21 protein-coding genes are annotated in these 25,594 nt (G+C 70.7%); 7 read left to right on the forward strand and 14 right to left on the reverse strand.

The annotated features are described in order from the left end of the window. Nucleotide 1: 1 nt before the first annotated feature. The 8 genes from QC385_RS27470 to QC385_RS27505 form a co-directional block, all read right to left on the reverse strand. A complete protein-coding gene (locus QC385_RS27470; RefSeq protein WP_279544053.1) occupies nt 2-1,723 on the reverse strand; it encodes an aminotransferase class I/II-fold pyridoxal phosphate-dependent enzyme in 1,722 nt (573 codons plus the stop codon). A 184-nt stretch (nt 1,724-1,907) separates the two neighbouring features. Further along, complete coding sequence (locus QC385_RS27475) at nt 1,908-3,056, reverse strand: aldose epimerase family protein (RefSeq protein WP_279544054.1); 1,149 nt, start codon at nt 3,054-3,056, stop codon at nt 1,908-1,910. Between the two features lie 74 nt (nt 3,057-3,130). Next, nucleotides 3,131-4,375 (reverse strand): multiple monosaccharide ABC transporter permease, encoded by a 1,245-nt coding sequence (gene mmsB, locus QC385_RS27480; protein WP_279544055.1) that lies wholly within the window; start codon nt 4,373-4,375, stop codon nt 3,131-3,133. Then, nucleotides 4,372-5,922: a multiple monosaccharide ABC transporter ATP-binding protein gene (mmsA, locus tag QC385_RS27485; RefSeq protein WP_279544056.1), complete on the reverse strand. Its 1,551-nt coding sequence runs from the start codon at nt 5,920-5,922 to the stop codon at nt 4,372-4,374. The genes mmsB and mmsA overlap by 4 nt, the downstream gene beginning before the upstream one ends. A 35-nt stretch (nt 5,923-5,957) precedes the next feature. Next, nucleotides 5,958-7,067: a multiple monosaccharide ABC transporter substrate-binding protein gene (gene chvE, locus QC385_RS27490; protein WP_443033008.1), complete on the reverse strand. Its 1,110-nt coding sequence runs from the start codon at nt 7,065-7,067 to the stop codon at nt 5,958-5,960. A gap of 142 nt (nt 7,068-7,209) precedes the next feature. Beyond that, the gene (locus QC385_RS27495; RefSeq protein WP_279544058.1) at nt 7,210-8,178 is read right to left on the reverse strand and encodes a hypothetical protein; all 969 of its coding nucleotides are present in this window, start codon (nt 8,176-8,178) and stop codon (nt 7,210-7,212) included. 111 nt (nt 8,179-8,289) lie between these two features. Next, the gene (locus QC385_RS27500) at nt 8,290-9,294 is read right to left on the reverse strand and encodes a zinc-dependent alcohol dehydrogenase (RefSeq protein ID WP_279544059.1); all 1,005 of its coding nucleotides are present in this window, start codon (nt 9,292-9,294) and stop codon (nt 8,290-8,292) included. Nucleotides 9,295-9,355: 61 nt separating this feature from the next. After that, nucleotides 9,356-10,519, reverse strand: a complete 1,164-nt coding sequence (locus tag QC385_RS27505) for a mandelate racemase/muconate lactonizing enzyme family protein (protein WP_279544060.1) — start codon at nt 10,517-10,519, stop codon at nt 9,356-9,358. Between the two features lie 243 nt (nt 10,520-10,762). Between QC385_RS27505 and QC385_RS27510 the strand changes: the two genes are divergently transcribed. Continuing rightward, the gene (locus QC385_RS27510; RefSeq protein WP_279544061.1) at nt 10,763-11,566 is read left to right on the forward strand and encodes an SCO2400 family protein; all 804 of its coding nucleotides are present in this window, start codon (nt 10,763-10,765) and stop codon (nt 11,564-11,566) included. A gap of 143 nt (nt 11,567-11,709) precedes the next feature. Here QC385_RS27510 and QC385_RS27515 read toward each other — a convergent pair whose 3' ends face one another. Continuing rightward, the gene (locus QC385_RS27515) at nt 11,710-12,156 is read right to left on the reverse strand and encodes a MarR family winged helix-turn-helix transcriptional regulator (protein WP_279544062.1); all 447 of its coding nucleotides are present in this window, start codon (nt 12,154-12,156) and stop codon (nt 11,710-11,712) included. Between the two features lie 101 nt (nt 12,157-12,257). Here QC385_RS27515 and QC385_RS27520 point away from each other — a divergent pair, with 101 nt between their 5' ends. Next, entirely contained in the window at nt 12,258-13,280 is a 1,023-nt protein-coding gene (locus QC385_RS27520) for an NADP-dependent oxidoreductase (protein WP_279544063.1), read from the forward strand. Between the two features lie 94 nt (nt 13,281-13,374). Beyond that, nucleotides 13,375-13,794, forward strand: coding sequence for an organic hydroperoxide resistance protein (locus tag QC385_RS27525; protein WP_279544064.1), 420 nt, complete (start codon nt 13,375-13,377; stop codon nt 13,792-13,794). Between the two features lie 85 nt (nt 13,795-13,879). On the opposite strand, the gene QC385_RS27530 is transcribed toward QC385_RS27525, so the two are convergent. Beyond that, a complete protein-coding gene (locus QC385_RS27530; RefSeq protein ID WP_279544065.1) occupies nt 13,880-15,025 on the reverse strand; it encodes a serine hydrolase domain-containing protein in 1,146 nt (381 codons plus the stop codon). Next, the gene (locus tag QC385_RS27535; RefSeq protein WP_279544066.1) at nt 15,022-17,595 is read right to left on the reverse strand and encodes a M14 family zinc carboxypeptidase; all 2,574 of its coding nucleotides are present in this window, start codon (nt 17,593-17,595) and stop codon (nt 15,022-15,024) included. The genes QC385_RS27530 and QC385_RS27535 overlap by 4 nt, the downstream gene beginning before the upstream one ends. 178 nt (nt 17,596-17,773) lie before the next feature. On the opposite strand from QC385_RS27535, the gene QC385_RS27540 reads away from it, so the two are divergent. Further along, nucleotides 17,774-18,598: an EI24 domain-containing protein gene (locus QC385_RS27540; RefSeq protein ID WP_279544067.1), complete on the forward strand. Its 825-nt coding sequence runs from the start codon at nt 17,774-17,776 to the stop codon at nt 18,596-18,598. Here QC385_RS27540 and QC385_RS27545 read toward each other — a convergent pair. Beyond that, nucleotides 18,552-19,784 carry a pyroglutamyl-peptidase I family protein gene (locus QC385_RS27545; RefSeq protein WP_279544068.1) on the reverse strand — a complete coding sequence of 411 codons (1,233 nt, stop codon included), beginning with the start codon at nt 19,782-19,784 and terminating at the stop codon, nt 18,552-18,554. The two genes, QC385_RS27540 and QC385_RS27545, sit on opposite strands and share 47 nt — an antisense overlap. Nucleotides 19,785-19,936: 152 nt before the next feature. On the opposite strand from QC385_RS27545, the gene QC385_RS27550 reads away from it, so the two are divergent. Further along, complete coding sequence (locus QC385_RS27550; protein ID WP_279544069.1) at nt 19,937-20,602, forward strand: LysE family translocator; 666 nt, start codon at nt 19,937-19,939, stop codon at nt 20,600-20,602. Here QC385_RS27550 and QC385_RS27555 read toward each other — a convergent pair whose 3' ends face one another. Then, the gene (locus QC385_RS27555) at nt 20,603-21,187 is read right to left on the reverse strand and encodes a TetR/AcrR family transcriptional regulator (protein WP_279544070.1); all 585 of its coding nucleotides are present in this window, start codon (nt 21,185-21,187) and stop codon (nt 20,603-20,605) included. Between the two features lie 103 nt (nt 21,188-21,290). Here QC385_RS27555 and QC385_RS27560 point away from each other — a divergent pair, with 103 nt between their 5' ends. Continuing rightward, a complete protein-coding gene (locus tag QC385_RS27560) occupies nt 21,291-23,732 on the forward strand; it encodes a beta-glucosidase (RefSeq protein ID WP_279544072.1) in 2,442 nt (813 codons plus the stop codon). An 85-nt stretch (nt 23,733-23,817) separates the two neighbouring features. On the opposite strand, the gene QC385_RS27565 is transcribed toward QC385_RS27560, so the two are convergent. Continuing rightward, the gene (locus QC385_RS27565; RefSeq protein ID WP_279544074.1) at nt 23,818-24,705 is read right to left on the reverse strand and encodes an SGNH/GDSL hydrolase family protein; all 888 of its coding nucleotides are present in this window, start codon (nt 24,703-24,705) and stop codon (nt 23,818-23,820) included. Between the two features lie 259 nt (nt 24,706-24,964). Here QC385_RS27565 and QC385_RS27570 point away from each other — a divergent pair, with 259 nt between their 5' ends. Further along, the gene (locus QC385_RS27570) at nt 24,965-25,459 is read left to right on the forward strand and encodes a DUF3145 domain-containing protein (protein WP_279544075.1); all 495 of its coding nucleotides are present in this window, start codon (nt 24,965-24,967) and stop codon (nt 25,457-25,459) included. The last annotated feature ends 135 nt before the right edge of the window (nt 25,460-25,594 follow it).

Below are 25,594 nucleotides of genomic sequence, written 5' to 3' on the forward strand. Positions count from 1 at the left end.
GCTACCCGGCCTGCCCCATTCCCGCCGCGTTGGGCCAGGCCTGCGCCCCCGGCCACCCCGTAGCCGGCGCGGGCGACAGCCCGTTCGTCCCCCTGACCTGCGCGGCGGTCAACCCACCCCGCGCGGGAACACCCGGCGGGGTGGGCCCGGTAGCGGCAGGCACGGGCACAGGCGTGGGCATGGGGGCCGGGGTCGGAACCGGTGCCTGCGCCGCAGGCACCAGCGGCGGCGACGGCGCGGCCATGGGCTGCGGCGCCGGCTGCGGCATGGGCTGGGGCGCCGGCTGCGGCACGGCCTGCGGCACCGGCTGAGGCACCGGCTGAGGCACCGGCTGGGGTACAGCCTGCGGCATCTGCTGCTGCCCCATCTGTCCGACGTGACCCATCGGCCCGACCTGCCCAACCTGCCCGACCTGCGCAGCCGCCGGCATCGGCATGCCGGTACCGGTGCCCGGGGCCGATAGCCCCGGGCCCCCCGCACCGACGGCCTGAGCGGCAAGGCCCCGCATGCCGGATCCGTTCGTCTCGCTCACCAGACGGTCCACTGCCGCCGTACCCGAGCTGTAGCTGGTCCCATTGCCCAGCTCGGGTACGGCGGCTCCCCTCCTGGACGTCCCGTAGAGCACCTGTTCCAGGCCGGACACCAGGCGACGCACGTCCACCTGGGGGCGCACCACGAGACGCAGGAAGCGACTGGACGAACCGATCTTGTTGCCGCACTCGCGGACCAGGATCCGGTGCTCGGTGAGCATCCGGTCCCGGACCACGGTGCCCTCGGCACCCACGGGGAGGCGCACGAAGAGGAAGTTGCCCTGCGACGGGTAGACCGTGAGCCCGGGCAGGGAGGAGAGCTGGCTGGCCATGTCGAGGCGGTCGCGCCGCACCTGCTGGAGACTCTGCGCGTACTCGGAGCCGTGCTCCTTGAGCATGAAGACGACGTGCTCGGCGAAGGAGTTGAGGTTCCACTTCGGGAGCATGGAGCGGACGCGCCCGGCGAGCGCCGGGTTGGCGACCAGATAGCCGAAGCGGATGCCGTGCAGGCCGAAGTTCTTGCCGAGGCTGCGCAGCACGATGACGTTGGGCCGCAGCATCGCCTCCTGGACGACGGACGGTTCGGCCTCGGCGTCCGCGAACTCCAGGAACGACTCGTCGATGACGATCAGGTCGAGGTCGGCCATCGCGTCCATGAACTGGACGATGGCGTGCTTGTGCAGGAAGCCGCCGTCGGGGTTGTTCGGGTTGCAGATGACGGCGACGCGCGTGCCCCGGGCGCGGATGAACTCGGCGTACTGCGCGAGGTCGAGGGCGAAGCCGCTGGACTCCTGGAGCGGGAACATGTCGACCCGCTTGCCGGTCTCCATGGGCTGGTCGGTCCAGCGGCCGAAGGTGGGGACGGGGATGGCCAGGGACTCGCGGACGAGCAGGTGGTCGATCCAGGTGATGAGCTCGGTGGAGCCGTTGCCCATCGCCACGCACTGCGGCGGCAGCTGGAGCAGGCTGCACAGCTCGGCCGTGATGGTGTCGGCGCTGCTCGGGTAGTACGTGATGATGTCGCGCAGTCTGGCTGACATGTCGTCGAACATGGCCGGGGTGGGGAAGTACGGGTTGCACGGGATACAGAAGTCCACCGGCCCGGCGCCGTCGCCGCCCTCACGTGTCAACGCCGCCATCGACGGGCTGTGCGCCGCGGTGCTGCGGAACAGCGACGTGACGTTGTCGGCCATGGAACCTCCGTATAGGGCGGGCCCGTTGGGGACGGCCGGACCCGACGTTTAAGGGCGGCCCGCGCGGGGGAGCGCGGGCCGCCCTTACATACGGAGGCTTCGGTGACGCTGTTCAACCACTGAGGCTTCCCTCAGAAAATTGTGTGCCACCTGTGAAGACGGTCAGCGGCCGGTCGGCAGTGGGTCAGCAGCCGAACGTGTGGACCGTCGTCGTGCGGTACGTCTGCCCGGGCCGCAGCACGGTCGACGGGAACGACGGCTTGTTCGGGGAGTCCGGGAAGTGCTGCGTCTCCAGGCAGAGCGCGTCGCCCTGCCGGTAGGTGCGGCCGGACGGGCCGGTCAGCGTGCCGTCGAGGAAGTTGCCGGAGTAGAACTGCAGGCCCGGCTCGTTCGTGGCGATCTTCATCGTGCGGCCGGAGGCCGGGTCGCGCAGGGTGGCGACGTGCTCGGGGCGGGCGGTGATGCCCTTGTCGAGGACCCAGTTGTGGTCGAAGCCCTTGGCGGTCACCAGCTGCGGGTGGGAGACGCGGATGTCCCGGCCGATCGGCTTGGCCTTGCGGAAGTCGAAGGGGGTGCCCGCGACCTTGGCCAGCTCGCCCGTCGGGATCAGGCCCGAGTCGGTGGGTGTGTAGCGGGAGGCCGCGATCTGGAGCTCGTGGTCCTCGATCGTGCCGCTGCCCTCGCCGGCCAGGTTGAAGTAGACGTGGCTGGTGAGGTTGACGACGGTGGCCTTGTCCGTGGTGGCCGCGTAGTCGATGCGCCACTCGCCGTGCTTGGTGAGCGTGTACGTCACCTTCGTCTTGAGCGTGCCCGGGTAGCCCATCTCGCCGTCGACGCTCGTGTAGTACAGGCGCAGGCCGACGTCGGAGCCCTTGGTGAACGGCTCGACGTCCCACACGCGCTTGTCGAAGCCCTTGGCGCCGCCGTGCAGGCTCTGCTCGCCGTCGTTGACGGAGAGCTGGTAGTTCTTGCCGTCGAGGGTGAACTTGCCCTGGCCGATGCGGTTGCCGTAGCGGCCGATCAGCGCGCCGAAGTACGGGCTCTCGGCGACGTAGTCCTCGATGTTGTCGAAGCCCGCGGAGACGTTGGCGTAGCGGCCGCGGCGGTCGGGGATCTCCAGCGACTGGACGATGCCGCCGTAGGAGAGCACCTTCAGGCGGGTGCCGCCGTTCTCCAGCGACCAGCTGTATATCTTGGTGCCGTCGGCGAGCTTGCCGAAGAGCGTCTTCACCGGCTTCCTTCCTCCCGTGGCGTGTGCCGTGCCGCCGAGCGTGGTGGCTCCTAAGCCCGCAGCCGCCGCTCCCGCGATGACCGTGCGTCTGTTCAGTTCCATGTGCGGCTCCGCTTCATTGAGAAACTGCGTGGGAAAGAACCGGGCCCCGCCTTCCGACGGGGCCCCGGTCCGACTTACGAACCGACCTTGCGCTTGTTCCACACGTCGAACCCGACCGCCGCCAGGAGCACCAGGCCCTTGATGACCTGCTGCCAGTCGGTGCCGATGCCGACGAGGTTCATACCGTTGTTCAGCACGCCCAGGACCAGGCCACCGATGATCGCGCCGAGGACGGTGCCGACACCGCCGCTCATCGACGCGCCGCCGATGAACGAGGCCGCGATGGCCTCCAGCTCGAAGTTGAGGCCGGCCTTGGGAGAGGCCGCGTTGAAGCGGGCGGCGAAGACCAGACCCGCCAGGGCCGCGAGCATGCCCATGTTCAGGAAGACCAGGAAGGTGACCTTCTTGTCCTTCACACCCGACAGCTTGGCCGCCGGGAGGTTGCCGCCGATGGCGTAGATGTGGCGGCCGACGATGGCGTTGCGCATCACGTAGCCGAAGCCGACGAGCAGCACGCCCAGCACGAGCAGCACGATCGGGGCGCCCTTGTAGCTGGCCAGCAGCATGGTCAGCGTCAGCACCGCGGCGGAGATCGCGACCAGCTTCAGCAGGAACAGCTTGGCGGGCGGGACGTCCAGGTTGAACTCCTGCTGCCGCCTGCGGTCACGGACCTCCTGGAAGATCACCAGAGCGATCATCGCGAAGCCCAGCAGCAGCGTGAGGTTGTGGTAGTTGGTGTTCGGGCCGACCTCGGGCAGGAAGCCGTTGGCGGCCTTCTGGAGGCCCTCCGGGAAGGGGCCGAGGGTCTGGCCCTCCAGGAAGATCTCGGTCAGACCGCGGAAGATCAGCATGCCCGCCAGGGTCACGATGAACGACGGTATGCCGCCGTACGCGATGAAGAACCCTTGGACGGCACCCGCGGCCGCGCCCACCGCCAGACACAGCACCACGGCCAGGGGCCAGGGTATGTCCTGTTTGACCATGAACACGGCGGCCATCGACCCGACGAACGCCGTCAGCGAGCCGACCGACAGGTCGATGTGGCCCGCGATGATGACCAGCATCATGCCGATCGCGAGGATCAGGATGTAGCTGTTCTGGAGGACCAGGTTGGAGACGTTGCGCGGCAGCAGCAGGTCGCCGTCGGTCCACACGGCGAACAGCACCACGATCAGACCCAGCGCGATCAGCATGCCGTACTGCCGCATGTTGCGGCGCATGCCGTCCAGCACCAGTTGCAGGAGTCCGTCGCCGGTGGCCGCCCCTCCCTTGCCGGGCGGCGCGGGGGCCGGCGTCTTGGCGGTCACGTCCGTGCTCATCGGGATACCTCTTTGTCCTTCGTCATCTGACGCATCAGCGATTCCTGTGAGGCCTCGGCCCGCGAGAACTCACCGGTCAGCCGCCCCGCGGCCATCGTGTAGATGCGGTCGCACATTCCGAGCAGTTCGGGCAGCTCGGAGGAGATGAAGACGACCGCCTTGCCCTGGGCGGCCAGCTGGTCGATGACCGTGTAGATCTCGTACTTGGCACCGACGTCGATCCCGCGCGTCGGCTCGTCCAGGATCAGCACGTCCGGACCCGAGAAGATCCACTTGCTGAGGACGACCTTCTGCTGGTTGCCGCCGGACAGCTTGCCCACCGGCTCGAAGACGGTCGGCGCCTTGATGTTCATGGACTTGCGGAAGCCCTCGGCGACCTGCCGCTCCTCGTGCTCGTCGACCACACCGCGCTTGGCGACCTTGCCCAGGGCGGTCAGCGAGATGTTGCGGTTGATGGTGTCGATGAGGTTGAGGCCGTAGTGCTTGCGGTCCTCGGTGACGTACGCGATCCCGTGCTTGACCGCCTCGGGGACGGACTTCGTACGGATCTCCGTGCCGTCCTTGAGGACCGAGCCGCCGGCGTACCGGCCGTAGGTCCGCCCGAAGACGCTCATCGCGAGCTCGGTGCGGCCGGCGCCCATCAGGCCCGCGATGCCGACGATCTCGCCGCGCCGCACCGTCAGGGACACGTCGTCGACGACCTTGCGCTGCTGGTCGATCGGGTGGAACACGGTCCAGCCCCGGATCTCCAGGGCGGGCGCCACGCCCTCCTCGGGCTGGTGCGGCGACCGCTCCGGGAAGCGGTGCTCCAGGTCGCGGCCGACCATGCCGCTGATGATCCGGTCCTCGGTGGTCTCCGGGGCCTTCACATCAAGGGTCTCGATGGTCTGGCCGTCGCGGAGGATCGTCACCGAGTCGGCGACCTTGCGGATCTCGTTGAGCTTGTGGGAGATGATGATCGAGGTGATGCCCTGCTTCTTCAGCTCCAGGATGAGATCCAGGAGCTTGTCGCTGTCCTCGTCGTTCAGGGCCGCGGTCGGCTCATCCAGGATGAGCAGCTTCACCTTCTTCGACAGGGCCTTGGCGATCTCCACGAGCTGCTGCTTGCCCACGCCGATGTCGGCGACGCGGGTGTCGGGGTGGTCGCTTAGCCCGACCCGCCGCAGCAGCTCGGTGGCGTGCCGCAGCGTCTCCCTCCAGTCGATGAACCCGCCCTTGGCGTGCTCGTTGCCGAGGAAGATGTTCTCCGCGAGGGAGAGGTACGGCGACAGCGCCAGTTCCTGGTGGATGATGACGATGCCGCGCTGCTCGCTCGCCCGGATGTCCTTGAACTCACAGACCTCGCCCTCGAAGAGGATGTCCCCCTCGTAGGTGCCGTGCGGGTGGACGCCGGAGAGGACCTTCATCAGGGTCGACTTACCGGCGCCGTTCTCCCCGCAGATGGCGTGGACCTCGCCCTGCTGGACGGTCAGCGTGACGTCCGACAGCGCCTTGACGCCGGGAAAGGTCTTGACGATCGAGCGCATTTCCAGGACGGGTCCCGCCATGGTCGTGCCTTCCAATCAGAGTGTGCCGGCGGTTTTTAGAGGTCGCTTGCCTTGATGTAGCCGGAGTCGACGACTTCCTTCTGGTAGTTGGTCTTGTCGACGGCGACCGGCTCCAGCAGGTAGGCCGGGACGACCTTCGAGCCGTTGTCGTAGGTCTTGCTGTCGTTGACCTCGGGCTTCTTGTCGTTCAGGAGCGCGTCGACCATGTTCGAGGCGACCTTGGCGAGCTGGCGGGTGTCCTTGTAGACGGTCATCGACTGCTGGTTGGCGATGATCGACTTCACCGAGGCGAGCTCGGCGTCCTGGCCGGTGACGATCGGCAGCGGCTTGCTCTTGGAGCCGTAGTCGTCCGACTTCAGCGCCGAGAGGATGCCGATGGAGATGCCGTCGTAGGGGGAGAGGACCGCGTCGACCCGCTCGCGCTTGTAGGCCGAGGTCAGGATGTCGTCCATGCGCTTCTGGGCGGTGCCGCCGTCCCAGCGCAGGGTGGTGACCTGGTTGAGCTTGGTCTGGCCGGAGCGGACGACGAGCTGCTTCTTGTTGATGTAGGGCTGGAGGACGTTCATCGCGCCCTGGAAGAAGTAGCGCGTGTTGTTGTCGTCGTTGGAGCCGGCGAACAGCTCGATGTTGAAGGGGCCCTTCTTGGAGCCGTCCTTCAGGCCGAGCTTGTCGACGATGTAGGTGCCCTGGAGCTCGCCGACCTTCTCGTTGTCGAACGACGCGTAGTAGTCGACGTTCTGCGTGCCGAGGATCAGGCGGTCGTAGGAGATGACCGGGATGTTGGCGTCCTTGGCCTGCTGGAGCACGTTGTTCATCGACTTGTTGTCGATGGCCGCGATGATCAGCGCCTTGACGCCCTGGGTGATCAGGTTCTCGACCTGTGAGACCTGCTGGTCCGGGTCGTCCTCGCCGTAGACCAGCTGGGTCTTGTAGCCCTTGGACTCCAGGTCCTTCTTGACGTTGTTTCCGTCGGCGATCCAGCGCTCGGAGGACTTGGTCGGCATCGCGATGCCGATGGTGCCGCCCTTGGCGCTGTCCCCGCTCTCCTCGCTGCCGCCCTCGCTGTTCTGCCCGCAGGCGGACAGGGTCAGGGCGAGGGACGCGGCTCCGGCTATGGCGGCGAGGGCGGCTCTGCGGTTACGCATGATCATCATCCTTGATGTGTGTGCAGGGCTCGGTCTGGGAGGCGCGAAGTCGCTCCGGAGGGTCGGGCCGGAAAGACCGAGAAGAGATGTGTCGGATTGTGGTCGGCTGTGTCTTCTTTTGTGAAGGCGAGTAGCCGGAACGTTATGACGAGATTTCGAACCGTTGCAGATCGCCAGGCAGCCGCGACCCGAGCGGCGCCATGTCGCCGTCGGCTCCGTGGCGGGCCAGAAGGTCCAGGGCGAGCCGGCCGCGCCGTACGCGCTCCTTGGCCGTGGCCAGGGTCAGCTCCCGCATGTGGTGCCCGTAGGGGTAGATCCCGGGCGCCTTGGACAGGCCGAACTTCAGGTAGAGCGGTGCGCCGCGGCGGATGAGCTCGGCGACCTCGTACATCCGGACGTAGCCACCGAGGTCGTCCGGGGCCTCGATGTACATGTCCATCGGAGCGCCCGACACCCGGCGGATCTCGGTGAGGTGATCGAGCGTCAGATCACTCGGCACGTTGACCGAGTCGGCACCGAGCCGCTCGTACACCGCGTACGCCGCCGGGTTGACCGGCCCGATGAGCGCGCTCACCTTGAGGGTCGTGTCGGCCGGGATGATGCCGGCGGCTCTCGCCCGGTGCAGCGTCCACAGCACGCCCTCGTCGGCGACGAGCAGGCACTTGACGCCCAACTCGGTTGCCCGGACGGCGTCTTCGACACATCCGGCGACGGCGTCGTGGCCGCGGGCGCGCAGTCCGCCCCCTCGCGAGTCGGTGCGCGTGGACCCGCCGATGTCCCACGTGCCGCGCGGGCCGGTGAACAGGCAGAGCTCGATGTCGCGCTCGCCGGTCGACTCGACCATCTCGGTGATCTCGGCGTCGGTCAGCATCCACACGCCGCTGCCCTGGCTGATCCGGTGGATCGGCACGTCCAGCCGCGAGGCCTCCTTCAGGACCACCGCCAGTGCCTCGGGACCCTCGCACGAGGGGATCTCGGTGCGCCAGCGGCCGCCGCCGGGGAAAGAGTGCGGCGAGGTGTCGGCGGGGTCGGGGGCGGGCGCGTTCAGGCCCAGTGTGGTGAGCACCTGCTCACCGGGCCTGCGGGCTGCCGTGGCGGAAGCGTCGGTCACAGGAATGTCCTTCGGTTCGATATTTCGGACGAGGTTCGCGGCTCTGGGTACGGCAAGGCTGGGTGTACGCCGGTACGGGAGCCGTCAGGTTGCCCCCGTACCGGCGTACGTCTAGGGGCGGAGCAATACCTTGCCCACCTTCGGATCACCGGCTCCCACCAGCTCGATGGCCTGAGGGAACTCGGAGAGCGGCAGCTCGTGCGTCACCAGCGGCAGCGGGTCGAGCAGACCGGCGGCGAACACCCGCACCGTGTGCGCCCAGGCGTCCGGCGGAGCACCGAAGACGGTGTGCACCTCCAGCTGCCGTACGACGAGATCGGTCGGGTCGAGGCCGTCGGCCCCCGGTGCCGGGATGCCGGTCAGGACCAGCCGGCCGCCGCGCCGGAGCAGGGCGGCGGAGATCCTCGCGGCGTCCGCGGACCCGGCCGTCTCGATCACCACGTCGAAGTCGTCCGGGAGCTCCTGGTCCTTCGTCCGGAAGTCCGTCGCGCCGTACTGCCGCGACAGCGCCTCCCGGTCCCGGCGGGTGCCGACGACCAGCAGCTCGCCCGGCGAGTTCGCCCTGAGGAACTGCACGGCGAACATGCCGAGCGTGCCGGTGCCGACCACGGCGACGCGCTCGCCGGGCTGGGCGTTCCCCTTCAGCGCGGCCGCCGCGATGCACGCGGCCGGCTCCAGGAGGGCCGCGGCCGTGAGGTCGCAGTCGTCCGGGAGGGCGTGCAGGAGACGGGCGGGGAGCGTCAGCGTGGCCGCCATCGCGCCCGGCTGGGTGAACCCGGTCTCCTCGTAGCCGGCCGTGCACAGGGTCGTGTCGCCCGCGTGGCAGCGGTCGCAGACCTGGCAGTTGCGGAAGCCCTCACCGACGACCTTGCGGCCCACGAGGGACCCCGGGACACCGGCACCCACGGCCTCGACCGTCCCGGACCACTCGTGGCCCGGGGTGAGCGGGTAGCGCACGTAGCCCTCGGGACGGTTGCCCTGGTAGACCTCGCGGTCGCTGCCGCAGATGCCGGAGGCGTGGACACGGACGAGTGCCTCGCCGGCCTCGGGCTGCCGGGGCTCGTGCGGGACGAGACGGTGCTCGCCCGGGGCGTCGATCACTACGGCGGTGCTCACGTCGCTCCTGGGAGTTTCGAAGCTTTCGGTTGCCGGTTCCGGGTTTCCGGGGGCCGGACGGTCACTGGCTGCCCTTGGGCTTGCGCTGCTCCCAGCCGTCCGCCCACAGGTCGAAGCGGGCCTGCTGCTGCGGGAACTCGGCGGCGGCGTCGACGTCCAGCTCCACGCCGAGACCCGGGGCGTCGGACAGGTGGAAGCAGCCGTCCTCCGGGTTCACCTGCGGCGCGCCCTTCACGACCTTCTTGATCTCCGCGTCCGCGAAGTCGTTGAAGTGCTCGAGGATCTTGAAGTTCGGGGAGGTGAAGCCGACCTGGAGCGAGGCGGCGGTCAGCACCGGGCCGCCGACGTTGTGAGGGGCCACCAGCATGTAGTGGGTCTCGGCCGTCGCCGCGAGCTTCCGGGTCTCCCAGATACCACCGATATGGCCGACGTCCGGCTGGATGATGTCCACGGCCTGGCTCTCGAACAGCTCGCGGAACTCGATCCGGTCGTGGATGCGCTCGCCGGTGGCGACCGGCATGTCGACCTTGGCGGCGACCTTCTCCAGGGCCTTGAGGTTCTCCGGCGGCACCGGCTCCTCCAGCCACGCCGGCTTGAACGGCGCCAGCTCCTTGGCCAGGCGTACGGCCGTGGCGGGGGAGAAGCGGCCGTGCATCTCCAGCATCAGCTCGGCCTCGGGGCCGATGGCGTCCCGGACCGCCTCGATCAGGGAGACGGCGTACAGGGTCTCCTTGTGGTCCAGCTCGAAGTGGCCGGTGCCGAACGGGTCGATCTTGAGCGCCCGGTAACCGCGCTCCATGACCCCCTGGGCCGCCTTGTGGTACGCCTCCGGGGTGCGTTCCGTGGTGTACCAGCCGTTGGCGTACGCCTTGACCTTGTCGGTGACCTTGCCGCCCAGCAGCTGCCAGACGGGGACGCCGAGGGCCTTGCCCTTGATGTCCCAGCAGGCCATCTCGATCACGGCGATACCGGACATCACGATCTCGCCCGCACGGCCGTAGTCGCCGTACTTCATCCGCTTGACGAGGTCCTCGACAGCGAAGGGGTCGGAGCCGAGAATGTGATTGGCCTCGGCCTCCTTCAGGTAACCGAGAAGGGCGTCGGTGTGTCCCAGCATCCGGGTCTCGCCGACTCCGGTGATGCCCTCGTCGGTGTGCACCTGGACGTACGTCAGGTTGCGCCACGGCGTCCCGACCACGTGTGTGCTGATTCCGGTGATGCGCACGGCGGTTTTCCCTCGCAGCTTCGTCGGCTCAGTTCCGTCTGTCATTCAGTTCGACGTGTTCGAGATTTCGGCACACGTTCGAAATGCTGGCGTGACAGTAAAGACGGGGCGGTGTGAGTGTCAATGGGTCGCGCGCATAACGGTTTCGACAGTTTCGAAACCATGGGGGGCGGCGTGTCCCTACAGAACCTTCACAGCTGGATCTAGGAACGTGACCGGCGCGGAACTTAATCTTCCCGCGTCATGGACTACTGCGACCCGTGCCGACGGCACCTCAACGGCGCGCTCGCCTGCCCCGGGTGTGGCACCTCAGCCGATGCGCTGCGCTGGCGTGAGCCGGAGTACGGCGGGTACGAGGCCGTTCCCGAAGGCCCGGAGGGCGTTCACGAGGGCCCGGAGGGCGTTCACGACGACTCGGACGGGTCGGACGGGGCGGACGGGCCGGACAGTGAGCACGACGCTGACGGCGAACCGTCGGGGCGGGCTGCCCGACGGCGTGGGCGCGGGCACGGGCCGGTCGCCGATGGCCCGGGTGGCGGGACGAGCCGGCGGGACCGGAAGGCCGCGGCGCACCGCCGCCGGCGGCGCCGGACGCTGTTCGTCGCGGCGGGGTTCGTGCTGGCGGCGGGTGGGCTGAGCCTCGCGGAGCTCGGCCTGGACTCGCCCAAGTCGACACCGAAGCCGGCGGCGGCCGGGGGTGAGTCGGCGGACGGCGACGCGTCGGTGGAGGCGGGCGAGACGGGCGGCCCAATCGAGGGTGCCCGGGCTGAGGGAGCATCAGTGGCCCCTTCGTCCACGGCATCCGCCTCCCCGTCGCCTTCCAAGTCCCCGAAGGCCGACAAGTCCGAGGACGCGAAGGACGACGAGAAGCCGAAGGACTCCGACCCGGCCTCGGCGGCCCCGCCCACCAGCCGCCCGACCTCGGCCCCGACGGCTGCCCGGCCGGCTCCGGCCCCGACCCGGACCGCGGCCCCGACGACCGCACCCCCCAGACCGGAACCGTCCCCCTCGGAGACCTGCAACCGCTTCCTGTGGTGGTGCACGTAGCACGTGCGGGTCAGCTGCGAACCATCGTGCCGCTGAGGGCGGCACCCGTCCCACCGAAGCGGCACCTCGTCGCGCCGAGCTGCGCGACGCCCGGCCTCAGCACCAACCCGCAGCACCGGGAAACGCCCGGCACCACCCCGGCCTCACGCCAGCATCCCCCGCAACGCATCCCGCAGCGCCACCCTCTCCCCCTCGGAGAGCCCGGCCAACGGCTCCCGGGCGAATCGCAGCGAGTCCCGCAGACTCCGGGCCACCCGCCGCCCCTCACTCGTCGCCGCCGCCACCTTCACCCTCCGGTCCGCGGGATCCGGCCGCCGCTCCACCAGCCCCCGCGCCTCCAGCCGGTCCACGATCCCCGTGACGTTCGACGGCTCGCACTTCAACCGCTGGGCAAGTCTGCGCATCGGCAGCGGCTCGAGGCACAGCAGACTCAGCAGCCGCGCCTGCGCCCCGGTCAGCGCATGCTCCGCCGCCGCCTCCTCGTAGTCCTGGTGGAACCGCGCCACGACCTCCCCGATGAGCTCCATGACCTCAAGGGCCAGCGGGTCGGGGCGGTGGCTGTTCTGGGGGGCGGATGTGGTGGAGGCCATGGAATCGAGGGTACCGGTTATTTGACAACCTGAAATTTTCAGGAGCATGGTTGTTTCAGGTACTGAAATATTTGCTCTGAACCACCGAGGAAAGGCGAATCATGACCGACACCCCCACCCTCCCCGCCGTCAGCCGCGAATGGCACCTGTCCAGCCGCCCCGTCGGCTGGCCGAAGCCCGAGGACTTCGCCTTCGTCGAGGCGGAGGTTCCGCAGCCGGGTGAGGGGCAGGTCCTCGTGCGGAACAAGTACCTCTCCGTGGACCCGTACATGCGTGGCCGGATGAGCGACGCGAAGTCCTACATCGCCCCGTTCGAGCTCGGCAAGGCCATGCAGGGCGGTGCCGTCGGCGAGGTCGTGGCCTCCAACGCCGAGGGGCTGGCCGTGGGCGACCACGTGCTGCACTTCCTCGGATGGCGCGAGTACGCCGTCGTGGCCGCGAAGACCGCCGTCAAGGTGGACCCGGACGCCGCGCCGCTGTCGACGTACCTCGGTGTGCTGGGCATGACCGGCCTCACCGCCTACGCGGGGCTGCTGCGCACCGCCGCCTTCAAGGAGGGCGACACCGTCTTCGTGTCCGGTGCCGCCGGTGCCGTGGGCGGCCAGGTCGGGCAGATCGCCAAGCTGAAGGGCGCCTCGCGGGTCATCGGGTCCGCCGGGTCGGCCGAGAAGGTGAAGCTGCTCGTCGACGAGTACGGCTTCGACGCCGCCTTCAACTACAAGGACGGTCCGGTGAGCGAGCAGCTGCGGGCCGCGGCTCCCGACGGGATCGACGTCTACTTCGACAATGTCGGTGGTGACCACCTGGAGGCGGCCATCGGGTCCCTCAACGAGGGCGGGCGGATCGCCGTCTGCGGGATGATCTCCGTGTACAACAACACCGAGCCCGCCCCCGGCCCGAGGAACCTCGCCCGCCTGATCCAGACCCGCGGCCGTATCGAGGGCTTCCTGGTCGGGGACCACTACGACCTCCAGCCGGAGTTCGTGCGCGAGGTCGCCCCCTGGGTCGCCTCCGGCGAGCTGAAGTACCGGGAGACCGTCGTCGAGGGCATCGAGAACAACCTCGAGGCGTTCCTGGGCGTCCTGCGCGGTGACAACACCGGCAAGATGATCGTCAAGCTCTGACACCTTCTGCTGGTTTCCGGCATGCGGTAAGTTTTTTCCGAATCCGCTCGGCCCGGGCGCGAGCCGCGGCGGACGACAGAAGGAACACCACCGCATGCCCATCCAGCAGTCCGACGTCCTGTACACCGCCGTCGCCACCGCCGAGGGCGGCCGCGACGGGCGGGTCGCCACCGATGACGGCAAGCTCGACGTCGTGGTCAACCCGCCGAAGGAGATGGGCGGCAGCGGCGCCGGGACCAATCCGGAGCAGCTGTTCGCCGCCGGCTACAGCGCCTGCTTCCAGGGCGCCCTCGGCGTCGTCGCACGCCAGGAGGGGGCCGACCTCACCGGGGCGAGCGTCACCGCGAAGGTCGGCCTCGGCAAGAACGGCGACGGGTTCGGGATCATCGTCGAGATCGCCGCCGACATTCCCAAGGTGGACCGGGGGACGGCGCGGTCGCTCGTCGAGAAGGCCCATGACGTGTGTCCCTACTCGAAGGCGACCCGCGGGAACATCACCGTGACGCTGGCCTGACCGCCGTCGTTGCGTACGCGGAGGCCGCACCCTTGGACGTGGGGTGCGGCCTCCGCCCGTGCCGGGCGCCAGCCCGTGCCGTCCGTCAGAGGGCGAGCGCCGCCCCGTGGACCGCCTGCGCCAGGCGGTCGTTCTCCGGGGCCGCGCCGCCCGGGAAGGCGAAACGGCGGCGCGTGTAGCCGTACGCGAGGCCGCTCCACGGGTCCGCGAAGGCCTGTGAGCCGCTCGCGCCGCTGTGCCCGATCGTCCCGGCACCGAGGAACGGGTGCGCCACGTCGGCCGTCATCTGGAAGCCGAGTCCGAACGACCGGTGGGCACGTGACACCAGGTCGTAGCCGACCGAGTGGATCTGGCCGAACTCCGCCACCGTGTCCGGCTTCAGCAGCGGCGCCTGCCCGCCCACCTCGCTGATCGCCGCCGCGTACATCCCGGCCAGGCCCCGCGCGGACGCCACCCCGCCCACCGAGGCCGGGCCCTTGGCGCGGATCAGCGGCATGTTGGGGAGCGAGGCGAGGTCGGTCGGCTCCGCGGCGTTGCGGTTGAAGGCGATCGAGGCGAGCGTGTGGGGACCCGTGGGCGTGGCGTCGAGGAGGGCCTGCTGGGCCGGCGTCGGCGCCATCGGCTGGGTGGTGCGGAAGCGGGGCTCCTGGGGCGCGGGCAGGCCCAGGTGGAAGTCCAGGGCGTACGGGGCGCGGATCCGCTCTTGGTAGACCTCCTGGAGCGTGCGGCCCGTGGCGCGGCGTACGACCTCGCCCACCAGCGCCCCGCTGACCATCGCGTGATAGCCGAACGCCGTACCGGGACGCCAGAACGGCCGCTGGTCGGCGAGGCGTTCGGCGAGCTGACGGTCGTCGGCCAGCTCCGCGAGGGTGAAGCCGCTGTCCGTGCCGACCACGCCCGCCCGGTGGGCGAGCAGATCGCGCAGGGTCAGCGTGCCCTTGCCCTCGGCCGCGAACTCCGGCCAGTAGTACGTCACTTTGCGGTCCAGTTCGAGCGTGCCGTCCTGAACGAGGAGGGCCACGACCAGGTAGGCGGCTCCCTTGGTGGACGAGAACACGCCGTAGAGGGCGTCCGCTTCCGTCCCCGCCCACAGGTCGACCACCTTGCGGCCGTGAACGTAGGCGCACAGCTGGCCCTCGTAGTCGGGGCGCTCCGCGGCCACGAACGCGGCGAACTCCTCGCGCACTCCCTCGAAGCCGTCGGCTACGGTGCCGTGGATCTCCTGCGTCATCCGCTCTCCTCAACTGAACCGCTGTGTGCCACTGTGAACAATGCCCTCGCCACCTGCGGGAATTCCCCCTTGGGGTGGTCTCGGAAAAGTGGTTCGGTGCCGAACAGGACCGTCCGGCCGCCGCTGACCACCGAGGCCTGTCCCGCTGCCGCCGCGGGACCGCCGGTGCCGTCCCGGAGCGGACGCCAGTGCCCGGAGACGAGCGGATTCCCGGTCGCGTACGACTGCTCCACCCGCACACCGGGTCCGAGGCCGGTGAACCACAGCGGGGTGTAGACGAAGGCGTGCGCGGGAGCGTCGTGCGTGACGCGGCCGGTGTTCTCCGTTCGTACGACGCCGTTCGCGTCCGTGTTGCCCTCGACCGGCTTGACGGCCAGCCGGTCCGCCGCCGCGTTCAGGGCCGCTCCCCTCGCGCCCCGGCCGACCAGGCCGTGGGCGTCGAGGAAGGCGTCCAGGGACCTGCGCGCGGGTGCGGTCAGGGCGGCGTGGTCCAGGCCGGCGGACACGAACAGCACGTCCGTGCCGGACCAGTCGAAGCCGGAGTTCAGGACGGCCGTCGAGACCGGCGTGACGTCGAAGTTCATCTCCCGCAGGGCGAACAGCTCGCCGGGCGTCACGGCGGCGGCGACCCGGAGGCGGTGCAGGGGCGTGCCGTCGGTGAGCCGCGTCGCCGTGAAGGAGACGTCGTGCGCGCGGGCGGCCGTGACCGCCGCGCGGCGGGCCGACGCCGGGACGATCACGCTGCCGTCCGGTGCCTGGCGTGCCCGGACGCCCTGCTGGAGGAGGGAGTTGAGGGCCGCGATCTCGCGCGGGTCGGTCAGGCGCAGGCGGAGGTCGCCATGCGCGGGCACACGGGCGACCGGTGCGGCCTCGGTGACCGGGCGCAGTTGCGCGCCCCGCAGGCTGCCCGACGGCACCTGCTCCACCGTGGCACCCCACAGGCGGCCCAGACTCCAGCCCGAGATGTCGTACATCACCGACACCTTGCCGCTGATGTCCCGGCCGTCGGCCAGCAGCGCGTTCGCCATGCCGCGCTTGGGCTGGTGCATGTCGACGACGTACGAGCCCCCGGGATACGTCCGTCCGGCGAGCCGGAAGGGGCGTGTGGCCCGGGTGACGCGGACGTCGTTGGCGAGGAGGTGGTCGACGAGGCGGGTCGCCGCCGGGGCCGAGCGCTGGGTGCGGGAGCCGCCGGGCGGGATGACGTAGGCGCGCGGGAAGTCCGTCGTGTAGACGTCCTCCGGGCCGATGCCGGGGACGCCGGGGACCGTCTCCGGTGACACCGGTACCTGCGGGGCACCGGCCGCGCCGCGGCGGAAGACCTCGATCTGGTCGGCGATGAGCGAGGTGCGGTGCTCCCGGACGTGGTCCAGGGTCGCGCGGATCGCCGCGCCCGCCACGGCCGTGTTGACCGCCGAGCGGCGGCGCAGTTCCGCGACGGGGAGTTCGTCGTACTCCTCGTTGTTCACCGCGAGCGGGATCTCCACCGTGTGCGCGGCGACCGTGCCGTGGAAGGCCGCGTACTGCGGGGTGAAGATCGGCGGCCAGTCGTCCCAGCCCTCCTCCTGGTCGCGGAACGGGATCTGGGCCGGCTCCACTCCGTCCCTCGCGGGCGTGTAGCCGAGGGCGTTGACGGCGGACTCCATGCCGAGGGCGTTGGCGTAGCTGTTCTTCAGGAACAGGTCGTACTCGTAGTTCTCGCCGTGCGGGGGAGTGGTGGGCTCGATGAGGGTGCCGTTGACGTAGCCGTGCAGGTCGAGCAGGACGGCCGGCTGCTTGTCCACTTCGATCTGCCGCATCGCACGGGTCTCGGGCTGCGAGGCGGTGACGAAGTCCCGGTTCAGGTCGAAGCCGTTCGCGTTGGCGCGGGTGCCGGCGATACGGCCGTCCGGATTGGCCGTGATGTTGAAGTACAGGCGGCTGCGCGCGAGCAGGTCGCGGGTCCTGGCGTCCTGCGCCGTCGCGAGCCGCTCGACGAGCTTCAGGGAGGCGTCCGTGCCCTCCCACTCGTTGCCGTGGATGTTGCTGTTGACGAAGACCGGGGTCTTGTAAGCGCGCTTGATCTCAGGGGACTTGGCGGCCGCCGCGGGCGCGTTCTCGATCAGTTCGCGCATCCGCTCCTGGGCACGGGCCTGGCGGGTGGTCTCCGGGGCGGTGACGGTGACGAGGTAGAGGCGGTGGCCGCCGGCCGAGCGGCCGGCCACCTCCACGCTCACCCGGTCGCCCAGGCGTTGCAGGGCGTTCAGCTTCGGGGCGATCGCGTGGTACGGAGTCAGGCCCAGCTTCAGGGACTTGTCGCCGGGTTTCTCCGGGCCGGGGGAGAGGACCTGGCGGCGGGGGTAGCCGCGGGCGGCGGTGCCGGTGGAGGTCTCTTCGGGAGCGGCCAGTGCGCGCCGGGCCGCGCTCGCGGGAGCCTGTGCCGCACGGTCGTCCACGGCGGCGCCCTCGCGCGTGACGGGCTTCGGGTCCGCGCCGGCGGCGTCGGGACCCAGCAGGAGCGAACCCGCCGTGGCGAGCGTGAGAGTGACGATCAGTACAGGTCTCGCAGGAACGGTTCTCGTGGTGCGCACGCGTACCTCCAACGGGGCTTCCTGAGATCGGTACGGCGAGGTGTACCGGTTCGACTCAACGGCAACAAGGCCGCCTTGGTGTCACCGGTGACCCGGATGGCCCTTCCCGGGCGACCTGTGACATCGGTGTGACCGGAGCGCGTCAAGGGCGCGACACCAGCACCGATAGGCTTTTCCCATGCGCGATCTCGGGGTTGGTTTCCGGTACCTGCTGAAGGGCCAGCGATGGGTGGCCCGGCACGGCAAGCAGTACGGCTTCGGGCTGCTCCCGGGCCTGATCACCCTCGTGCTGTACGCGGCGGCGCTCGTCGCGCTGGCGCTGTGGGGCGAGGACGCCGTCACCTGGGCGACGCCGTTCGCCGACGACTGGTCCAGCCCGTGGCCCGGGCTCTTCCGCGGCTTCCTGACCGCCGTGCTGTTCGCCCTCGCCCTGCTCCTGTCCGTCGTGACGTTCACCGCGGTGACGCTGCTGGTCGGGCAGCCCTTCTACGAGAACCTCTCCGAGAAGGTCGACCGGGACGTGTCCCCGGACGGCCACGCCCCCGAGTCGGGCCTGCCGCTCTGGCGCGAGCTGTGGATCTCCGCCCGGGACAGCCTCCGGATCGTCGTACGGGCCGCCCTGTGGGGCGTGCTGCTGTTCGCGTGCGGGTTCATCCCCGTCGTCGGCCAGACGGCCGTACCGGTGATCGGGTTCTTCGTCACCGGGTTCTTCCTCACCGAGGAACTGACCGCCGTCGCCCTCCAGCGCCGCAGCGTCGAACTGCGCACCCGCCTCGGCCTGCTCCGCTCCCGCAAGACCCTGGTCTGGGGCTTCGGCACGCCGCTGGCCGTGGCCTTCCTGGTCCCGTTCGTCGCCGTGTTCCTGATGCCGGGCGCGGTCGCCGGCGCCACCCTCATGGCGCGGGAACTGCTCGGCGAGGAGACCCGGGAGGACGGCGCGGAGGGCGACGAGGCCGTCACGACTCTTCCGCAGCCACCCTCAGGATCGTCCTCACCTGCGTGATGATGTCCAGCCGGTTCCGCACGAACTCCGGGTCGGTGACCTCGGTGGTGTTCCCGGTGCCGAACTGGAGCACGGGCGTGTGCACATGCCCGCCCGGCAGGACGTCGTGCAGCCCCAGCCGGTCCCGCAGCAGCGTCGCCCGGTAGGCGATCTCGTTGGAGAGGTAGTCACCGCCGCCGCCCGCCCGGGCGGTCGAGCCGGGAGTCGGCCCCTCCGGGCGTACGACGGGCTCGGTGCCGCCCGCCGGGATCTCGGTGACACCGGTGTTGTCGTACACCGGGAAACGGCCGGTGTCCGCGGCGACGATCGCCCGGTACGGCAGCGTGGTCGTCGTCCACTGCGGCTGCGAGGCCGGGTCGGCGACGGGCACCGTCTCCGTGCGGCCTATGTTGTCGTTGTCCGCGAAGCCGCCCCGCCAGGCCCCGTTGGTCCGCTCCACGTCGAACCGCCCGACCCGACCCTGGCTCACGGTCGTGAACAGGTCGACCTTCGGCAGGTACGGCCGCAGCGTGCGCTCCACCGTCCCCTCCGTGAAGTCCCGCCAGCGCACCGGGAACACGGCCGTCTCGATCCGGGCCGGGCCGTCCGCCGTCTCGATCACCGTGCCGTCGAGGGCGAGCGCCGTGGCGCCGGACGGGTTGGAGATGCGGATGTCCCGGTCCAGGGTGAACGGGTCGAAGCCGGTGACCAGGATCCGCTTCAGGCCCTTGCCGTGGGGGTAGCGCAGGTCCGTCTGGCCGCGCGAGGTGCGCTCCAGCTCGTCCAGCAGCGCGGTTCGCTGCCCGTCCGTCAGGGCGAACTGCGGCTCCCAGGCGCGCACTTCACGTGTCATGCCGAGCCGCGCCCAGTACAGCGGCCGGTCGTCGTCCCGGCTGAGGTCCCCGCCCGCCGGACCACGCCCCTGCGCCCGGTCGACGGCCCGCCGCCACAGCAGCGCACCCTCGTGCGCGACGGCCCGGCGGGCCTGCGCGTAGGAGTGGGCCTCGTCGAGCGCCCGGGCCAGCCGCGGGGCCACGGTGTCGAATCCCGAACGGCGCAGGATCTCCCGCGGGACGGCTCTGTCGAGCCGCTGCTCCTCGACGGTGGGGGAGGGGGCCGCCTCGGCGGCGCTCGCGGCCGTCGGGAGGGTGAAGCCGGTCAGCAGGGCGAGACCGAGGAGGCCGAGGCGAACGCGTAGGGAATCCAAGGGAGTTCAGGTCCTTCCGTCGTGAGCGTGCGGGACGTGTCGCAGTATCAGTGACGGAAGTGACGTACGCCATGGCGCATGACCCACGGCTCGCGTGGGACCCGCACCGGCACGGTGCGTCCGGCGGCCGGGCGCGGGGAAGGGGCGGGGCGATGCCGGATCTTGTGGGGTTCCTGGGGGTGGTCCTGCTCGCCTACCTCGTGCCCGGCCCCGACTTCCTGGTGATCGTACGGGCCGCGACCCGGCGTCCCGCGCTGGGCAGGGCGGCTGCCTACGGCGCCCAGACGGGACTGTGCGTGCACATGTGCGCCGCGGCACTGGGCCTTTCGGTGATCGCCGCCCGGTCGGCCCACGCCTTCACCGCGATCAAACTGGCGGGCGCCGCCTACTTGGTCTGTCTGGGCGTGAAAGCCCTGCTGGAGGCCCGCAACGGCACCGGCCGCCGGCACTCGCCGGTCGCAGGGGAGGAGCCGTCGCCTGACGGCCCGCCCGGCACCGGCGGTGGGACGGTCACGTCCACCAGCCGCCGGGACAGCTTCGTGCAAGGGTTCCTCACCAACGTCCTCAACCCCAAGGCGGCCCTGTTCTTCCTCAGCGTCCTGCCCCAGTTCGTGGACGAAGGGGGCCTGCTGACCGAGCAGATCTTCCTGCTCGGCGTGCTCGACATCGTGATCGGCGTCGGCTACTGGCTCGCCCTAGTGCGCGTCGCGGCCCGCCTGCGGGGTGTGCTGGGCCGCCCGGCCTGGCGCCGCCGCTGGGAACGGATCACCGGCTGCCTCTTCATCGCCGTCGGCGCCGGGGTGGCGGCGGCCGAGTGATTAGAGGGTGTCCGCCTCGCCCAGCAGCGTCAGGAAGTCCCGGAAGGCCGAGGCCATGTCCACCGACTCCGGGTCCAGCAGCCACTGGTACTGGAGGCCGTCCAGCACCGCCACGAGGAGGGGCGCGGCGCGCTCGGGGGTGAGGCCGCTCGGCAGGCGCTCGCCGTACTCGGCGCGCAGCACCTCGGCCAGGGCGGCGCGGACCCCGGTGTAGCGCTCCGTGAAGTACGCGCGCGCCGGATGGCCCTCCGTGACGCTCTCGCCGAGCAGCGCCGAGAAGGTCTGGATGATGGCGGGCCGCATCGCGTTGTACTCGACGAGCGAGGCCAGCAGGTCCAGCCGCAGCCGGCCGGCGGGCATCGCGTCCCAGCGGTCCCGGTCCCGGAGCACCGCGACCAGCAGCGCCTCCTTGGTCGGGAAGTGGTGCAGCAGCCCCTGCTGGGTGAGCCCGACCCGCTCGGCGACCGCGGCCAGGCTCGCTCCCCGGTAACCGCGCTCGGCGATCACCTCCAGAGCGGCCCGCACGATCTCCGCGCGCCGCTCCTCGCTCCTGGTCCTGGCCGTCATGGCGTCACCGTACGACATGACGAACGCCGAATTGTTGCGAGAAGATAACGAAACCTACCGCATTACAGGTAACGCGGGCACGATGTCGGCATCCAGCGACTCTCGACGCGGAGGCGGCGACATGGCGGAGACAGCGGACGTACGACGCGAGGCGGCGGTCGAGGCGGCCCTGGGCAAACTCGACCTGGACGCCAAGACACGGCTGCTGGCCGGCCAGGACATGTGGAGCCTGCCCGCCCTGCCGGAGGCCGGACTGGCCTCACTGGTCATGTCCGACGGCCCGATCGGCGTCCGCGGGGTGCACTGGAGCGCCGACGACCCGTCCGTCGCCCTGCCCTCACCGACCGCCCTCGCCGCCACCTGGGACCCGGGGCTCGCCCACCGGGCCGGCGTGCTGCTGGCGCAGGAGGCCCGCCGCAAGGGCGTCCACGTCCTGCTCGCCCCCACGGTCAACCTGCACCGCTCCCCGCTCGGCGGCCGCCACTTCGAGGCCTACAGCGAGGACCCGTACCTCACGGGGCGGATCGGCACCGCGTACGTCCGAGGCGTCCAGTCCGGCGGCGTCGGCACCACCGTCAAGCACTTCGTCGCCAACGACGCCGAGACCGACCGCCTCACCGTGAACAACCTCGTCGGCGAACGCGCTCTGCGCGAGCTCTACCTGGCCCCCTTCGAGGCGATCGTCGAGAACGCCCACCCCTGGGGCATCATGACCGCCTACAACACGGTCAACGGCACGACGATGACCGAGCACCACTACCTGGTCAACGAGGTCCTGCGCGGCGAGTGGGGCTTCGACGGGATCAACGTCTCCGACTGGACCGCCGCCCGCTCCACCACCGGCGCCCTCGCCGGCGGCCTCGACATCGCCATGCCCGGCCCGCAGACCGTCTACGGCGAGGCCCTCGCGGGGGCCGTACGGGACGGCGAGGCCGACGAGGCCCAGGTCGACGAGGCGGTCCGCCGGGTCCTGCGCCTGGCCGCCCGGGTCGGCATCCTGGAGGGCGCCGAACCGGCCGTCACCGACCTGCCCGAGCCCGTCCACGGCGAGTCACTCGCCCGCGAGATCGCCCGCCGCTCCTTCGTCCTCGTCCGCAACGAGAACGGCGCGCTGCCGCTGAAGCCCGGCAGGATCGCCCTGATCGGCGCCGCCGCCCGCGACGCCCGCGTTCTCGGCGGCGGCTCCGCCACCGTCTTCCCCGCCCGGACCGTCTCCCCGCTCGACGGCCTCACCGCCGCCCTCCCCGACGGTAGCCTCAGCTACGCCCTCGGCGCCGACCCGAACACCGAACTCCCCGTCGCCGGCCAGGGCTTCGACCTGCGTGCCGTCTGCCGCGACAGTCAGGGCACCGTCATCGGCACCCGCTCGGCCGCCGGCGGCCACATCCAGTGGATGGGCGACGACCTCCCGGACGGCGTCACCCACGACACCCTGGCGACCGTCGAGCTGACGGGCACCTTCACCCCGCGCGAGACCGGCACGCACACCTTCGGCATCAAGGGCCTCGGCCCCTTCAGGCTGACCGTCGCGGGCACCACGTACTTCGACGACGTCCAGCGCCCCGCCGAGGACGGCGACCCCTTCGCGGCGTTCTTCGGCTCCCCGGTGCCCCACGCCCGGGTCGAACTGACCACGGGCGAAACGGTCGAGGTCTCCCTGACCTACACCGTCCCGCCGCCCAGCGACCACCCCATGCGGACCATCGGCTTCACCCTCGCCCACCAGGACCCGCAGCGCGATGCCGACGAGCTGATCGCCGAGGCCGCCGCGGCCGCCCGGGCCGCCGACACGGCCGTCGTCGTGGTCGCCACCACCGACCGCGTCGAGTCGGAGGGCTTCGACCGCACGGACCTGCGCCTCCCCGGCCGCCAGGACGACCTGGTCCACGCCGTCGCCGCCGCCAACCCGGACACCGTCGTGGTCGTCAACGCCGGCTCCCCGGTGGAAATGCCGTGGCGCGACGACGTCGCCGCCGTGCTCCTCACCTGGTTCCCCGGCCAGGAGGGCGGCGCGGCCCTCGCGGACGTGCTCACCGGCGCCCACGAGCCAGGCGGCCGCCTGCCCACCACCTGGGGCTCCCTCACCGACGCCCCGGTCACCCGGGTCGTCCCGGAGGGCGGCGAACTCCCCTACGACGAGGACGTCTTCATCGGCTACCGCGCCTGGGAGAAGCAGGGCCGCACCCCCGCCTACCCCTTCGGCCACGGCCTCGGCTACACCGACTGGACCTACGAGTCGGTCGACGTCGAGGGCGCCGCCGACGCGACCACCGCCAAGGTCCGCCTCCGCAACACAGGCGACCGCCCCGGCCGCGAGGTCGTCCAGGTCTACCTCGCCCCGAGCGAGCCCGACCCCACCCGCCCGGCCCGCTGGCTGGCCGGCTTCGCGGGCGTTGACGCCGGACCCGGCGAGAGCGTCGAGGCGACCGTCGAACTGCCGCGCCGGGCCTTCGAGGTCTGGGACGAGACGACCATGTCGTGGTCGTTTGTGAAGGGTTCGTACGAGATCCAGGTGGGGCGCTCGATCACGGACCGCAGGATCACCGCCACGATTAACGTCTGATCCGGGACGAGTTCCCCACCGAGCAGCCCCGGTCCGGGACCTGACCCCTGGGCCGGGGCTCGTCGTCCGCGACGGACCGCACGGGTCAGGGCCGCTCCGCCGTGACGGTCCGGTACGCGATCTCCGCCAACCGGGCCTGTCCGTTCACACTCGGGTGGAAGTAGTCCCAGCGGCTCAACTGGGCGGTGCCGAAGCGGTAGTCGTACACCGCGCCCCCGTCGTGGCGGCACCGCTCGTCCTTGGCGCAGACCTCCTTCAGGACCTTGTTGTAGTCCTCCACTCGCTTCTGCACCGTGCTCCGCCGCAGGTTCGCCGCCGAGTCCAGGGCGTCCGCGTCACCCAGCATCGACGGGCAGATGCCCAGCTGCCAGATCTGCTTGCCCATCGGGCTGCCGCGGCCCTCGGACCACAGCCGCTTCAGGTTCGGCACGCTCGCCACGAACACCTGGGTCTTGGGCAGCGCCTTGCGCAGACTGCGCAGGGAGTCCTCGAAGTCGGCGCGGAACTCGGTGACCGGAGTCATCGCCGCGGGGGTGGCCCGGCAGGCGTCGTTCGCCCCGACCATCACCGTCACCAGCTGGGGCTTGCGCCGCACCGCCTGGGCGATCTGCCCGGGCAGGTCCGCCATCCGCGCCCCGGTCACGGCGTAGTTCCAGCTCCGCTCCGCGGCCCCGGCCCGCCCCAGCAGCCGCACGGCGAGGGAGTCCACCTCGGGGCTCGCACCGGTCGCCCAGGACGCCTCCGGGCAGTCCGACAGCACGTCACAGGCGTCGAAGCCCCGAGTGATGGAATCGCCCACGGCCGCGACGGAACGCGGGCTGCGGTCCCACAGGGGCGTGGGCTTCGGGGACGGCTTGGCCGTAGCGGACGGGGCGGGGGAGTCGCCCCCGACGGCGTCACATCCGGCGGCACCCAGGGCAGCCGCCACGGCCAGGGCAAGGACAACCCGCGGGCCTTGGCGTGCCTTCCGCATCCGTGGTCCTTCCCCTCGCCGCGCCGTGCCTGTCTCCCCAACCAATAACAACGCACGAGGGTTCCCGGCCGATCAGGTGCAACGGCTCACACCCGTACAAGCGTCCCCCTGGGTGAATGGCGGGAGTTTCCCGGCCCCGGGAGCGACCGTACGTCACACTCCTTGCGTCACCGCACGGTAGCCTCGCCATCAACGTGACCCGCCCGGTCACAGCCGTTCCGCCCGTTTCCAAGATGTCCCGCTCTGCCCGGAGGTTCCGGTGACGACACGTGGAGTTCTGTACGTGCACTCGGCGCCGCGCGCGCTGTGCCCGCACGTCGAGTGGGCCATCGCCGGGGTGCTCGGCACGCGCGTCAGCCTGGACTGGATCCGCCAGCCCGCCGCCCCGGGCACCTGGCGCTCGGAGTTCTCCTGGCACGGCCAGGTGGGCACGGCGTCGAAGCTGGCGTCGGCGCTGCGCGGCTGGCACCTCCTCCGCTTCGAGGTCACCGCGGAACCCTGCCCCACCGCCGAGGGCGAGCGCTACAGCTGCACGCCCGACCTGGGCATCTTCCACGCCGTCACCGGCATCCACGGAGACATCCTCATCCCCGAGGACCGCCTGCGCGCGGCCCTGCAACGCAGCCAGCGCGGTGAAACGGACCTGGAGGCCGAGCTCAACAAACTCCTGGGCAAGCCCTGGGACGACGAGCTGGAACCCTTCCGCTACGCGGGCGAAGGCGCCCCGGTCCGCTGGCTGCACCAGGTGGTGTGATGCCCGCCCTCCGGGCGGACGACGGGACTTTGCGGACACGCCCTAGGGGCGCGGGGAACTGCGCGAACAACCCCCACCGACCTGCACGCGGCACACCACGCGAAACAAAACGGCGAGTGGCCCGGACTCAAGAAG

Source organism: Streptomyces sp. DH10, assembly GCF_029813805.1.
In the GTDB taxonomy this organism is placed as follows: Bacteria; Actinomycetota; Actinomycetes; order Streptomycetales; family Streptomycetaceae; genus Streptomyces; species Streptomyces coeruleofuscus.

What these genes read in the sequence shown, in the direction of transcription:
- QC385_RS27470 (WP_279544053.1), bottom strand. Translation starts at nt 1,723, where the DNA reads ATGGCCGACAACGTCACGTCGCTGTTCCGCAGCACCGCGGCGCACAGC.
- QC385_RS27475 (WP_279544054.1), bottom strand. Translation starts at nt 3,056, where the DNA reads ATGGAACTGAACAGACGCACGGTCATCGCGGGAGCGGCGGCTGCGGGC.
- mmsB (WP_279544055.1), bottom strand. Translation starts at nt 4,375, where the DNA reads ATGAGCACGGACGTGACCGCCAAGACGCCGGCCCCCGCGCCGCCCGGC.
- mmsA (WP_279544056.1), bottom strand. Translation starts at nt 5,922, where the DNA reads ATGGCGGGACCCGTCCTGGAAATGCGCTCGATCGTCAAGACCTTTCCC.
- chvE (WP_443033008.1), bottom strand. Translation starts at nt 7,067, where the DNA reads ATGCGTAACCGCAGAGCCGCCCTCGCCGCCATAGCCGGAGCCGCGTCC.
- QC385_RS27510 (WP_279544061.1), top strand. Translation starts at nt 10,763, where the DNA reads ATGGACTACTGCGACCCGTGCCGACGGCACCTCAACGGCGCGCTCGCC.
- QC385_RS27515 (WP_279544062.1), bottom strand. Translation starts at nt 12,156, where the DNA reads ATGGCCTCCACCACATCCGCCCCCCAGAACAGCCACCGCCCCGACCCG.
- QC385_RS27520 (WP_279544063.1), top strand. Translation starts at nt 12,258, where the DNA reads ATGACCGACACCCCCACCCTCCCCGCCGTCAGCCGCGAATGGCACCTG.
- QC385_RS27525 (WP_279544064.1), top strand. Translation starts at nt 13,375, where the DNA reads ATGCCCATCCAGCAGTCCGACGTCCTGTACACCGCCGTCGCCACCGCC.
- QC385_RS27530 (WP_279544065.1), bottom strand. Translation starts at nt 15,025, where the DNA reads ATGACGCAGGAGATCCACGGCACCGTAGCCGACGGCTTCGAGGGAGTG.
- QC385_RS27540 (WP_279544067.1), top strand. Translation starts at nt 17,774, where the DNA reads ATGCGCGATCTCGGGGTTGGTTTCCGGTACCTGCTGAAGGGCCAGCGA.
- QC385_RS27550 (WP_279544069.1), top strand. Translation starts at nt 19,937, where the DNA reads ATGCCGGATCTTGTGGGGTTCCTGGGGGTGGTCCTGCTCGCCTACCTC.
- QC385_RS27555 (WP_279544070.1), bottom strand. Translation starts at nt 21,187, where the DNA reads ATGTCGTACGGTGACGCCATGACGGCCAGGACCAGGAGCGAGGAGCGG.
- QC385_RS27560 (WP_279544072.1), top strand. Translation starts at nt 21,291, where the DNA reads ATGGCGGAGACAGCGGACGTACGACGCGAGGCGGCGGTCGAGGCGGCC.
- QC385_RS27565 (WP_279544074.1), bottom strand. Translation starts at nt 24,705, where the DNA reads ATGCGGAAGGCACGCCAAGGCCCGCGGGTTGTCCTTGCCCTGGCCGTG.